This window comes from Streptomyces sp. BE303 (assembly GCF_036290945.1).
Classification (GTDB): Bacteria; Actinomycetota; Actinomycetes; order Streptomycetales; family Streptomycetaceae; genus Kitasatospora.
Genome location: NZ_JAQYWZ010000765.1, coordinates 24,076 through 36,855, shown reverse-complemented (window position 1 = coordinate 36,855; position 12,780 = coordinate 24,076). Strand labels below are relative to the sequence as shown.

The window sequence follows — 12,780 nt, the reverse complement described above, 5'->3', positions numbered from 1 at the left end:
CTGTGGACAACGAGGAGGGATTTCTAGGCCCCGGGTCGCCCGAAGTGGGTCGGGTAGAAGCCGCTGGTGATCGTCGACACCCGGACCGGCTTGCCCGGCCTCGGTGCCTCGGCGAACTTGCCGCCGCCCAGGTAGATCCCCACGTGGTGGATGCCCGAGGCCCGGCCGCTGTCCGACCAGAACAGCAGGTCACCGCGGCGCAGCTGCCCCGCCGTGATCGGCGTGGTCGCCGCGTACTGGTCGTCGGCCACCCGCGGCAGGCTGATGCCCGCCCGCCGGTAGGCCTGCTGCACCAGCCCCGAGCAGTCGTACCCGGACGGCCCGTTGCCGCCCCAGACGTACGGCTTGCCGAGCTGGGCGAGCGCGTAGTCGATCGCCGTCTCCAGGCGCCCCGAGGCCGGACCGGCGTCCTGGACGGGCCGGGTGACCGGCGGCGCGGACGTCTGCGCCTGACTACCACCGGACTGGCCGGTGCGGCTCAGGTAGACGTCGTAGTGGCTCGTGTACCGCCACTCGCCACTGCCGTTCTTGAACCAGTACTTCGAGCCGTCCCAGCCCTGCCGCGTCCCGGAGGAGCCGGCCGCGGACCCGTTGGAGACGACCGCCTTGCCACCGGCACCGGAGGCCGGGCCGGAACCGGACCCCGCCCCGCTCCGGGCCGCTCCGGTCTGCACCGCCCCGGTCTGCGCCGCCCCTCCGGAGCCGCCCGTCTGGCGGGTGCGGCTGAGGTAGACGTCGTAGTGGCTCGTGTACCGCCACTCGCCGCCGCTGCCCTTGAACCAGTACTTCGAGCCGTCCCAGCCCTGCTTGCCGGGCGCCGCCTGCGCGGACCCGGCACCGGCGGTCAGTCCGACCACCCCGGCACCGGCCAGCACGGTGGTCGCCAGGCAGGTGCTCCGGACCGCGCGGTGTATTCGCCCGCCACCGGACGGCCCCGCCGGTCGGACGGTGCGCCGCGCGGCCGCGCAGTCGGGGCAGGAACAGGCCGCGATCGACGAGGTGCTGCCGAGTCCCTCCTCGAAACCGATCAGCGCCGTGTCCGGGTCGAGCGCGAACTCGGCCGCGCCCGCGAACTCCTGGCCGGGCACGAACTCCTGGCCGGGCTCGAACGAGGAGTCGAACGCGAGTCCGGTGTCCGGGCCGGTGGCTATCCTCATGCCGGTCGTCCTTCCTTTCGCCCGGCCCGGGCGGCCGGGGACGGTACCGAGGCGGCCACTCCGGCCGGGGCGACGAAGGCGACCAGCAGTTGCTCCATCAGCGCGCTGCGGGCGGCCTCGTCCAGCTCGTGCGCGGTGGCCCGCTCCAGCCGGCGGACGGCGAGCGCCGCCGCCTCCACCGCGTCGTCCACCAGCACCGTGCGCAGGCCCGCGTCCAGATCGGCCAGCCTCCGGCGGCGCATCGACTCGGCCACCTCGGGCGCGTAGTCCAGCGCCAGCGGCTGCGCCGAGTAGACCTCCAGCCCGGCCGGGGCGACCTCGGCGGCCAGCGCCCGGGTCAGCTCGTCGGCGAACCACTGGCCGTCGCGCAGCGCGGGCCCGGGGCCCGCGTTGCTGTCGCACGGCAGGATGGAGGCGGTCCGGGTGAGCACCGCCTGGACCTGCTCCCGCAGGTAGCTCTCGTGGTCCTCGATCGACAGCACCGCGCGGGCGGTGTCCTTCACCCGCCAGACGATCAGCAGCCGGACGACGATCGGGGTGCCGGTGCGGTCGACCACCTTGACCGGCTCGCTGCGCCAGTGCCGCAGCCGGACGTCCACCCGGCGGCGGCGCAGCAACGGGTTGACCCAGACCAGGCCGGTGCGGCGGACGGTGCCCCGGTAGCGGCCCCAGCGGGTGAGCACCCGGGTCTCGCCGCCCGCGTTGACCAGCAGTCCGGCGAGCGCGAGGACCACCAGCAGTCCGGCGGCGGTGACGGCGGACACCGAACGGGCGGTCACCTCGGCCGTGCCGGCGGCCCGGACGGCCGCGGTGCGCAGGTCGGGCAGCGTGTCCCAGTGCGGGATGACGCCGTCGCGCAGGAGCACCAGCAGGACGGCCGCCGTACCGGCCAGGAGCCCGAAGAGGGCGACCCAGCCGGGCAGCGCGGCGGCGCCGTGCTCGCGCAGCGCCTGGTCGGCGCGCGGGGGCCGGCGCGCGGTGGCGGTGGTGAGCGCGCCCACCGGGACCGTCTCCGTCTCCGGCGGGCCGCCCGGTCCCGCCGGTTCGGCGGCCTCCAGCGGATCGCGCAGGTCGACCGGGGCGCCGACCGGTCCGGGGACCACCGCCAGCGGGGTGGTGGCCGGACCGTTGTCGGCCGGCCTGGCGGGCTTGGGCGGCTTCGGTGCCCTGACCAGCGGGCTGGAGCCGGAGGCGGAACGTTCCGCCAGCACCGGCGGAAGCGTCTTGGGCGGGTTGTCGGGTCGCTGCGAAGAATCGCGGGTGACGTCCATGCACGGATCCTCAGGTTCAGTGTGTCGCGCAACGGGCGGCCCGGATCTGACGGGCAGTGCCAGAGTCAGGCTAAGTTCATACGTCATCAAATGCGACATTTGAGCTAGTGCGTGTCGACATTTACTGACGAATCATCTAAAGCCGGACCTGACGCGCAGGCACATGAGCGGATGGTGTGAGCGGTTCAGCGGCTCCGGGTACCCGAACCCCGGACGAGCACCCGGCGGGTGATCAGTCCGATGCCGGTGAGCACCAGCAGGACACCGGCGAGCGCACCGCGCCAGCCGTCCGACCGGTGCCGGTCGGACGCCACGGGCGATCCACCTGCCTCGGCCGACGGCTGCTGCTCCGGCGCGGGCGGCGCGGCCAGTGCACGGCCGGCCTCGGCGGTGGTGTCGGCCCCGGTGGCCGCCTGCCCGGCGGACCGCGCCACCGCAGCCCCGGCGGCCGGAGCCGACGCGGTGGCAGGTGCGGACGGGGTGTCGGCGGGCGCCGGGGTGACGGCCGGGATCGGGGACGACGGCGAGGACGGGCCCGGGGACGGGGCCTGCGACGCGACCTGCGACGGGGACGGGAGCGGAGAGGAGAGCGAGGACGGCGACGGGGACGGGACCTGCGACAGGGACGGGGACAGGCCGGCGGACGGCGAGGTCGGGGAGGTCGGAGAGGAGGACGGGCGGGGCGCGGTCGGGGACGGACCGGCGGTCGGGCTCGTCCTCGCCGTTCCGGTGGCACCGGCGGCCGTCGGCGGCACCGCCGTCGCGGGGGCCGTCGGGGACGGCGTCACCGGCCTGACGGCCACACCGGTGACCGGCGGCACGACGATCGGCAGCAGCCCCGGCGGGACGGGGTCGAAGACGGGGTCCGGGGCGGGTTCGGGCGAGGCCGCCGACGGGGCAGCCGGAGGCGATCCGGCCGGCCCCGACGGGGCGGGGGCCGAAGGCGAAGGAGCACCCGGGGACGCGACCGCCGAAGCGGAGCCGGCGGGAGTGGAGGGGGCATCGGGAGCGGAGGGGGACGGAACGGCGACCGAGGGCGAGGCCGCGGCCGACCGGGAAGCGCTCGGCGTGCCGGATGCGGGAGTCCCGACGGTCGGCACGGCCGCCGACGCGGTACCCGAGGCCGTGGACACCGCGGGCGTCGGTGACACCGGTGCGGCCACCGCCGTGGACGCGGCGACCGAGGGCACGACGGCCGGGACCGCCGCCGACGGCGAGGCCGATGTCTCCGCGCCGGGGGAGACGGCCGGGACCGCCGGGACCTGCGGGGGAACCGTCGTCGGCCCGCCGGCGGGCACCGCCGTCGACCCGACGGTGGGCGCGACGGTCGCCGTGGCGGTCGCCGCGCCGGTCGGCGCAGCGGTCGGCGCAGCGGTCGGCGCAGCGGTCGGCGCGACCGTCGCCGTCGGTGTCGCCGTCGGTGTCACCGTCGGGACGGGCACCGTCGGCGGCTGTACGGCCGCCGCCTCCACCCGCACCGCCACCGCGTCGCCCGCCGTCCCGTTCCCCGCCCGGTCGGTCGCCGTGACGACCAGCCACTGGTCCCCGTCCGGCAGGTCGCGGTTGGCCGTGCAGATCCAGCTGCCGTCGATGGCGGCCGTGGCCCCGCAGGCGACGATCCGCTCCGTCGAGGCCTCGCTGCCCGCACGCGCGGTGACGATCACCCGCGCCTCGGGCTCCGCCTTCCCGGCGAGCCGGGGGCGGGCGGTCCGGAGGGTCTCCCCGGCGGAGGGCTCGGTGAGCACCGGGCGGTCCGGCGAGACGGTGTCGACGACCAGCGTGACGGCCGTCCCGGCGGTCCGGTTCCCGGCGAGGTCGGCGGCGGCCGGGGTGAGCCGGTGCCGCCCGTCGGCGAGGTTCTCCACCGGCAGGCAGGACCAGGCGCCGTCGGAGCGGACGGCCGTGCTGCACAGGTCGGCCGCGTCGGCGGCGTGCCCGTCGGCCGGCTGGTCGGTGATCGTCACGGTGCTGCCCGGCTCGCCGGTGCCGGTCAGTTGGAGTCCCGGGTCGTTGGTGAACTCGGGAAGGGCGAGGAGAGGGGCGGCGGGCGGCGCGGTCCTCACGGTGATCCGGACCGGCTCGCCCCGCAGCACCAGGCCGCCGGCGGTGGTCTCCACCGGGGTGAGGCTGTGCGCGCCGCCGGACAGGGCCGTGTCCGGGCGGCAGGACCAGCCGCCGCCGCGGGCCACCTTCGTCCGGCAGATCACCGTGTCGCCCTCGCGGATCTCCACCGTGGCGCCGGCCACCGCGCCGTCGCCGGAGATCCGGGGGCGGGTCTCGGTGACCGCCGTGCCGTCGACCGGTTCGGCGATCTCCGGGCGGGAGGCCCCGACGGTCAGCCGGATCCGCTGGTCGGCGACCTGCCCGGAGTCGGCGAACCCGCCGGGCTCGACGAGCTGGGTGGCGTCCCGGCCGATCCGCAGCCGGGCCCAGGTCTCCCCGGACGCGGCCTTGCCGGGGACGGTCCACTCCAGGGTGACGCTGCGCTCCCCGGCGGCGGCCTCGGCCTGCACGCGCTCGACCGGGTCGAACCGCCCGTTGCGGTCGAAGTCGATCCAGCCCGCCAGGGTGGCGGGGGCGTCCCCGACCGCGACCGGGACGGCGAGCCGGTAGTAGCGGCCGATCGCCGCTTCGGCCGGGTAGCTGACCGCCGGGTCGGCGCCCTGGTACTCGCCCCGCCCGGGCTGGAGTTGGGGCGGCGGCGGGCTGGACCGGACGCTGCGGTCCTCCTCGCCGCGGCCGGTGCGGACCTGCGACTCGCCGGCCGGGGCCGTCGGCTCTCCCGTCGGCTCCCCCGTCGGCTCCCCCGCGCGGCCCGCGTCGGGCCGTCGGAACAGCCAGGCCGGCCGCCGGTCGGCGCGGGCCGCCTGGGCGGCGTCGCCGCCGAGGTAGAGGTCGGAGAGCAGGTGGGAGGCGTTGCCGTAGCCCTGCGGGGCGGTGCCGACGCCCTCGTCCAGGGTGACGGTGGACGCCAGGGTGAGCGGGAGGGGTGCGGTGGTGGAACCGGCCCGGGCGGTGGTGCGCTGTTCGACCCGGAAGACCGCCGAGGTGAAGGTGCCGGCCAGCTCCAGGCTGCCCTCCGCGGCGGACCCGGCCGTGCCGTCCGACGTGCCGTCCGCACCGGCGGGGGCCAGGACGTTGCCGTCGGCCGTCCAGCCGGGCCAGTCCGTGCGGTTGACCAGGGTGGGCCCGCCGGGCGAGCCGCCGGTGAGGGTCAGCCGGGCCGCGGTACTGGTGGAGCCGGATTTCCCGGTGGCGACGACGGCGAGTCCGCTGACGTGCAGCCGGGGATTGCGGACGGCCCGGGAGAATGTCAGCCGGAGCGTCCCGACGGTTCTCCAGGAACCGTCCGTCTGCGGACGGTTCTCGGAGATCCGGAAGGTCTGGGCGGGATCTCCGGGCCGAACTCCGTCCGTGTAGAGCGCGGCGGACCGGCCGCCGCCGGCGCGGTCCGCCAATTCCCCGGGCTCGGCGATCACGGCCGCCCCGGGGGAGGCCGCGAAATCGAGGTGGACGGAGAGTCCGGAGGGCAGCACCGCGCGCTGTTCCCCCGACCAGGTACCGGGGGACTGCTGGGCGGCCGAGGGCGGTGGGTTCCAGCCGATCAGCAGCCCGGCGGCGAGGACCGCTGCGGTGCCGGCCACGGCCGGGAACTGTCGGCTCATCCGGCTCTCCTTCGGTATCGGCTGCCGGCATCGCCGGGTTCACCGGGATCTCTGGGCAGTCTGGACACAAGATCTGACAAAACGGAATCACGATCCTGGGCCGGTCATACTGCGACACCTGCGCTATTGGCCGCATGACACCCGATTGGCGGCCCTCCGACCGGCAGGACGGGATGTACCCGAAAGGGCTGCATTTCATCCATTAGGCGGCGTATCGCGGGGAATCCCGGCGAATCCGACCCGTTCCCACGGACCAGTATCTGACCATTCATCAGACAACTCTGTTCGAATTACCGGCCCGCTCAGTAGAGTCGGGGCCCGTGACCATTAACCCCGTTCTCATCACGAGCAGTTTCGCGGTCGTCGAACCGCACGGCGCCGTCGTCGCCGAGTACTTCTACCAGCACCTGTTCGAGCACCACCCCGGGGTCCGGGGCCTGTTCGCCGAGCACATCGACGAGCAGCGGGACCGGCTCTGGGCCGCGCTCGGCACGGTGGTCTCCCATCTGGAGGAGACCGACACGCTGGTCGGCGTCCTCCGCGACCTCGGTGCCCGGCACGCCCGGTACGGGGCGCTCGTCGAGCACTTCCCCGCCGTCGGCGCCAGCCTGCTCGCCACCCTGGCGCACTTCGCCGGCGAGGCGTGGACCGAGGAGACCGAGGCGTCCTGGACCGCGGTCTACGGCGTGATCAGCGACACCATGGGCCAGGCGCTCACCACCGCGCAGCACTCCTAGGGCGCGCCGCGGTGCCCTTCGACCCCGCGGTCATCCGCGCCAGCTTCGCCGTCGTCGAGCGCCGTGCCGACCACATGGCCAAGTACTTCTACGCCCACCTGTTCGCCGGCAACCCCGGGGTGCGGGCGTTCTTCCCCGCCCAGATGACCGAGCAGCGGGACCGGTTCTTCGCCGCACTCACCCAGATCGTCCTCCGCATGGAGAACCCCGAGCAGCTCACCGGGTACCTGCGGGCGCTCGGGCGCGACCACCGCAAGTTCCAGGCCGCGCCCGAGCACTACCCCGCCGTCGGGGCCAGTCTGATCGCCGCCCTGCGGCACTTCTCCGGACACTCCTGGACGCCCGAGATCGAGAAGGCCTGGACCGAGGCCTACACCGTGATCGCCCGGACGATGACCGGGGCGGCCGCCGGGGTCCGGCCGGAGGTCCCCGCGTGGTGGGAGGCCGAGGTGGCCACCCGCCGACGGGCCGCAGCCGACATCGTCGTCCTCACCCTGATGCCGATGCGCCCGTACCCCTTCGTCCCCGGCCAGTACCTCACGCTCAGCAGTCCCCGGGTGCCGAAGGTCTGGCGCCCCTACTCGATCGCCAACGCGCCGCGCTCCGACGGCACCCTGGACGTGCACGTCCGCCGGGTGCCCGACGGGCTGCTCAGCACCGCACTCGTCGACGACGCCGCCCCCGGCGAACTGCTGCGGCTCGGCCCCCCGCTCGGCGACGCCGTGCTCGACCCGCACTCACGCCGCCCGCTGCTGGCGGTGGCCGCCGGCACCGGCTGGGGACAGACCCGGGCGCTGCTGGAGCAACTCGCCGCCGGCCCCGCCGACCGCGACGTCACCGTGGTGCTGGCCGCCCGTTCGCAGGCCGAGCAGTACGACCTGCCGGCGGTGGAACGGCTGCTCGCCCGGTGCGCCCGGCTGCGGGTGCTGCCGACCGCCCCGGCGCGGGGGGAGGGTCGCGCCGACGCCGACGCCCCGGTCCGCGACGCACTCGCCCGGTACGGCCACTGGTCCGGCTGGGACGTCCACCTCAGCGGCCCGCCGGGCCTCGCCCCCTCGCTGACCGCGCTCCTCACCGAACTGGGCGCCGATCCCGCGCTGATCCGGCACGACCCGGCACCGGTGACCTTCAACCGGGCCCGACCGCTGACCTCCTCGGAGTGGTTCCTGGATCAGCGGGACGTCCCCTGGATCAACCGGACCGACCTGGGGTGAGCGCCCCTGCCGACCGCCCGGCCCGCCGTGGAACGGGAGAAGCCCCCAGCCTGGGGCCGGGGGCTTCTCTCTGGTGCGCTCAGCAGGATTCGAACCTGCAACCTCTTGATCCGTAGTCAAGTGCTCTATCCGTTGAGCTATGAGCGCAAGTGCCGGGCGGACCCGGTCTTGCGGGGTTTGGTGCGCTCAGCAGGATTCGAACCTGCAACCTCTTGATCCGTAGTCAAGTGCTCTATCCGTTGAGCTATGAGCGCTCGCCCTGGTGAACGTGCCAGCGGGGCGGTGCGGGGACAACATTACATGACCTGCGACGCGGGGCGAAATCGATTGATCCGGGCGCCGTAGCGGGGCACCGGGCACCGGGGTACGGGCACGTCGGGGCCCTCCCCCGAGCCCGGCCGGGGCCGGACGGACCCGGACGGACCCGGACCGGGAGACGCGAAGAGCCCCGCCGACGGACTCGTCGGCGGGGCTCTTCGTCTGGCGGAGGCTGAGGGATTTGAACCCTCGATCAGGAATAACCCCGAAACCGCATTAGCAGTGCGGCGCCATAGACCGGACTAGGCGAAGCCTCCTCCACATGGACCAAGCCCGCGTGCGCGGACCCGTTCCCTGTGCCTGTGATGATGCCACAACCCGGGGGCCCGGCACCAACCGCCGACCACGTTACTAGGCGGGTCGTCCCCGCCGCAAAGAAGAATGAGATACTGCCTTCTCCGGAGAGAGCTGCCCTGAGCCGAGGAGACCTGTCGACGTGAGCAGCAGGCCGATCCGAGGCGCTGCTCGCCTCGCCGCCATACTCGACGCCCTGCCCGACGCACTGCTCCTGGTGAACAGCAACGGCACGGTCGTCGACGCCAACAACGCCGCCGTGCACGCGCTCCAGACGCCCGGCACGTCCTTGGTGGGGATGGGAGTGCTGGACCTCCTGCCCGAGTTCGACCCGAGCCGGATCCCCGGCTCGATGCGCCCGGCCGCCCGCGAGGACGACGCACTCGACCGGCCGGTCCGGATGACCGCGCGGCGCACCGACGGAAGCACCTTCCCCGTCGAGGTCTCCGGCAACGACTTCGCCGACGACGGCACCGGCGACAGCCGCGGCTACGCGCTCTCCCCGCTCGCGCCCTACGACCCCTACCGCGAGGGCTCGCGCTCCTCCGACCTGCTCCTGCTGCTGGTCCGCGACCTCTCCAGCCGGCTCGGCGTCGAGGCGGAGCTGCGCCGCCAGCACAAGCAGACCGAGATGATCCTGCGGGCCGCCGCCGAGGGCGTGCTCGGAGTCGACCTCGAAGGCCGCTGCGTCCTGGTCAACCCGGCCGCCGCGCACATCCTGGAGTACCGGGCCAGCGAGCTGGGCGGGCGCGAACTGCACCCGCTGATCCAGCACTCCCGGGCCGACGGCACCCCGCTGGCGCTGGAGGAGTCCGCGCTGCTGGACACCCTGACCTCCGGCCGCAAGCACCGGGTGCGCGGCACCGTGCTCTGGCGCAAGGACGGCCGGCCGGTCACCGTCGACCTCACCACCGCCCCCGTCCGGGACGGCGACCAGCTGGTCGGCGCGGTAATGACCTTCACCGACCGCAGCCGCGAACTCGCCCTGGTCGCGCGCAACGAACACCTCACCGCCGTCCTGGAGAGCGAACTGGGCGGCGCGCTGACCGCGCTGCACCGCCGGATCGACACGCTCGCCGCCGACCCCGCGGGCCAGCTCTGGCCGGAGGCGAACTGGACCCTGCGCCGGCTGGCCGACGAGTGCCGCCGCTTCGGCAAACTGATCGACGGTGTGCTCGCCCACCAGCGCTCCGAGGCCGGCGAGTGGTCCACGGGCGCCGGCGCCACGGGCAACGGCCCGCTGGGCTTCGACGGCCCGGGCTCGTCCACCGAGGGCAAGCCGGACGACAAGGCGGGGAAGAAGGCCGCCGAGCGCGTGCCGGTCGCCCTGGACAAGGTGGTCCGCCGGGCGGTCGAGCACGCCGGCGAACTGGTCGGTGCCGGCCGGGTGCGGTTCTCCGTGCACGCCGCCGCCGTCGAGGTGATCGCCGACGAGCAGCGACTCGCCCAGGCCCTGGCCCACCTGGTCGCCGACGTCAGCGGCGTCGGCCTCTCGCTGGACGCCGAACCCGCCCTCCCCTCCCCCGGCCTGACCGCGCCCGGACTCAACCCGGCCGGCGGGACCGCGCTGCCCGCCGGCGGCGGGGACGCGCCGATGGTCGTGCTCGCGGCCGCCCAGCGCGGCGAGGTCGCCCGGGTGGAGATCCGCGGCCCCGGCCGCGGCGGCAGCCCCGTCCACCTGCCGATAGCCCGCGCGGTGGTCGAGCGCCACGGCGGGGTGCTCCAGCCCCACGAGCTTCCGGGCCGCGCCGGCACCACGTACGTCGTCGAGCTTCCGCTGGACCCGGCCGCGGCGAAGGCCGCCGCCGAGCGCGCGGGTGCCGAGGGCCGCTCGGACCGGCCCAAGGAGAGCGACAGCGCCGTCCTGCCGGACCTGCCGGGCATCCCGGAACTGCCCACCGCGCGCAGTGAGGAGCCGACCGGGGCGCCGGCGGCCGAGCCGGCCGCCGGGTCCGAGGGCGGGCCCGCCACGGCCGCCGCGCCCGCCGGGGCGACCGGGCCTTCCGACCCTTCCATCGCTTCCGTCCCCTCCGGGAGCACCGGACCCGCCGGACCTGCCGGACCTGCCGGACCTGCCGGACTCTCCGGACCTGAGCGGGCCGCCGCCGAAGGTGTCCCGGCCGAGGAGCCGACCGCCGAACGCCGTGGCCGCCGCGGCCGACCCGCGGTCGAGGAGGCTCCGCTGGACCCGGCCGCGGACCGGCCGTCCCCCGGACACGCCTCCGGGCCGTCCGACCGGTCCGCCGACCCGTCGGCCGACCCGTCCGTGAACCACGGCGCCGCGCCCGGCGGACCCCAGGCCGCCCCCGGCCCCGTCGATCCGGCCGTACCCGCCGACCAGTGGCCGAACGCCCCGGCACGAATCGAGCGGGCCGTCCCCGAGCAGTGGAACGGCACCGGCAACGACCCCGCGTACGGGCGGCAGGGCCTCGGCGGCCCGGCCGGCCCCGAGAGCGACCCGTGGGGCAAGGACGACGGCCGGTCCGGCACGGCGTACGCGGTACCGGTCGAGGCCGGGCACCTCGACCAGCGCGCCGAACAGAACGCCGGACAGCACCCCGGACAGCACCCCGAGCGGCAGACCGACCCGCGGGGCGACGGCGGCCCGGGCCGGGACACCGGCGGCGACGCCGGCCCCCGCGGCCCCTTCGCCCTCGGCCCGGGCACCGGTGCGGCCGAGGCCGGCGCCGACGGCGCACCCACCGACGCCACCGCCACCACCGCCCCGGAGGGCGACACCGGCCAGGAGCCCAAGCCGTCCCGTCGGCGCCGGGCGCTGCCGGGCGCCGAGGACTCCTCCGGCGGATTCGCCCTGCCCGGCGTCACCGACTCCCCTCTCTACCCGGGCCTGGAGCACGCCCTGCCCGCCGGCCCCGCGCCCGCACAGCCCGAACCGGCCGCCGCGCCCACCGGCCGGCGCCGCCGCCTGGCCGTCCCGCCCGGCCCCGGCGCCGAGACGCCCGGCACGCCGGACGGCGCCCCGCCGGCACCGTCCGCGCTGCCCGCGCTCCCCTCCGCGTCCCCGTCCGGCCCGTCCGCCCCCGGCGACCAGCGGGAGGACAGCCCCCTCCCGGTCGGCACCGGACTCGGCGAGCTGGCCCCGCCGCGCCCGCTCGGCGCGCCCGGCGCCACTCCGCTCGGCCCGGTCGCCATCGCCCCCGACGCACCGCAACCCGTCGCCGCGAACCGGCCGGCCCCGCGGGTGATGGCCGAACTGCCCGCCGCACCGACCGCCCAGGACGAGGCCGCGTACACGTCGATGCCCGCCCCGGGCGCCGACGGCGGGCCGCGCCGCCTGCTCGTCTGGCCCGAACCCGACCCGGCCACCCGCCAGGCGCTCCAGGACCGCGGCTACCGACCGGTGATCGTCCGCTCCCGCGAGGAGGTCGACGCCCAGGTCTCCGGCTTCCCCGCCGCGCTCTTCGTCGACCCGCTGACCGGCCCGATCACCCGCACCGCGCTGCAGTCGCTGCGCACGGCGGCGCTCAACAGCCGGGTCCCGGTCGTGGTCACCGCCGGCCTCGGCCAGGCCACCCGCGACGCCGCGTACGGCGCCGACCCGGCCGTCCTGCTGCGCGCCCTCGCCCCGCGCGACGGCGAGAACCACGCCCCCCGCGTCCTGCTGGTCGAGGGCGACCCGGACATCGCCGCCGCCATGATCGGCAGCCTGGAACGGCGCGGCATGCACGTCGAGCACGCGGTGGACGAGAACGACGCCGTCGCCCGGGCCAGCAGCGTGCAGCCCAACCTGGTGGTGATGGACCTGTTCCAGATCCGCCGCCGCCGGGTCGGCCTGCTCGACTGGCTGCGCACCAACGACCGGCTGCACCGGACCCCGCTGGTCGTCTACACCTCGGTCGACCTCGACCCCCGCGAGCTGCCCCGGCTGCGCACCGGTGAGACGGTGCTGTTCCTCGCCGAGCGCTCCACCAGCGACGACGTCCAGTCCCGGATCGTCGACCTGCTCGGACGGATCGGCGCCATGGGCGAGGCGGGCGTCGCCGCCGCGGGCTGACCCCCGCGGGCCCGCTCGCCAGAGCCGCTCGCCGGGTCCGCTCGCCGCCGGGAACGGCGAGGGCCGGCCACCCCATTCCCGGGAGTGGCCGGCCCTCGCCGTTCGTCGC

The 12,780-nt window shown here is 75.9% G+C and carries 6 protein-coding genes and 3 tRNA genes; 3 read left to right on the top strand and 6 right to left on the bottom strand.

Features of this window, described 5'->3' with window-relative positions; all coding sequences use genetic code 11:
* Positions 1–23: 23 nt before the first annotated feature.
* The 3 genes from PUR56_RS22900 to PUR56_RS22890 form a co-directional block, all read right to left on the bottom strand.
* Entirely contained in the window at positions 24–1,157 is a 1,134-nt protein-coding gene (locus PUR56_RS22900) for a C40 family peptidase (protein WP_329950293.1), read from the bottom strand.
* Complete coding sequence (locus PUR56_RS22895; protein ID WP_329950292.1) at positions 1,154–2,428, bottom strand: SPFH domain-containing protein; 1,275 nt, start codon at positions 2,426–2,428, stop codon at positions 1,154–1,156. The genes PUR56_RS22900 and PUR56_RS22895 overlap by 4 nt, the downstream gene beginning before the upstream one ends.
* 185 nt (positions 2,429–2,613) lie before the next feature.
* Entirely contained in the window at positions 2,614–6,093 is a 3,480-nt protein-coding gene (locus tag PUR56_RS22890) for an Ig-like domain-containing protein (protein ID WP_329950291.1), read from the bottom strand.
* Between the two features lie 320 nt (positions 6,094–6,413).
* Here PUR56_RS22890 and PUR56_RS22885 point away from each other — a divergent pair, with 320 nt between their 5' ends.
* Both PUR56_RS22885 and PUR56_RS22880 read left to right on the top strand, forming a co-directional pair.
* Positions 6,414–6,830: a globin domain-containing protein gene (locus tag PUR56_RS22885; protein ID WP_329884924.1), complete on the top strand. Its 417-nt coding sequence runs from the start codon at positions 6,414–6,416 to the stop codon at positions 6,828–6,830.
* 11 nt (positions 6,831–6,841) lie between these two features.
* Positions 6,842–8,044 carry a globin domain-containing protein gene (locus PUR56_RS22880; protein WP_329950290.1) on the top strand — a complete coding sequence of 401 codons (1,203 nt, stop codon included), beginning with the start codon at positions 6,842–6,844 and terminating at the stop codon, positions 8,042–8,044.
* A 71-nt stretch (positions 8,045–8,115) separates the two neighbouring features.
* Here PUR56_RS22880 and PUR56_RS22875 read toward each other — a convergent pair.
* From PUR56_RS22875 to PUR56_RS22865, 3 genes are all read right to left on the bottom strand, one after another.
* Positions 8,116–8,191 (bottom strand) — tRNA-Arg (locus PUR56_RS22875).
* 31 nt (positions 8,192–8,222) lie between these two features.
* A tRNA-Arg gene (locus tag PUR56_RS22870) sits at positions 8,223–8,298 on the bottom strand.
* 227 nt (positions 8,299–8,525) lie between these two features.
* A tRNA-Ser gene (locus PUR56_RS22865) sits at positions 8,526–8,619 on the bottom strand.
* A gap of 179 nt (positions 8,620–8,798) precedes the next feature.
* Here PUR56_RS22865 and PUR56_RS22860 point away from each other — a divergent pair.
* Positions 8,799–12,671, top strand: a complete 3,873-nt coding sequence (locus PUR56_RS22860) for a response regulator (protein WP_329950289.1) — start codon at positions 8,799–8,801, stop codon at positions 12,669–12,671.
* The last annotated feature ends 109 nt before the right edge of the window (positions 12,672–12,780 follow it).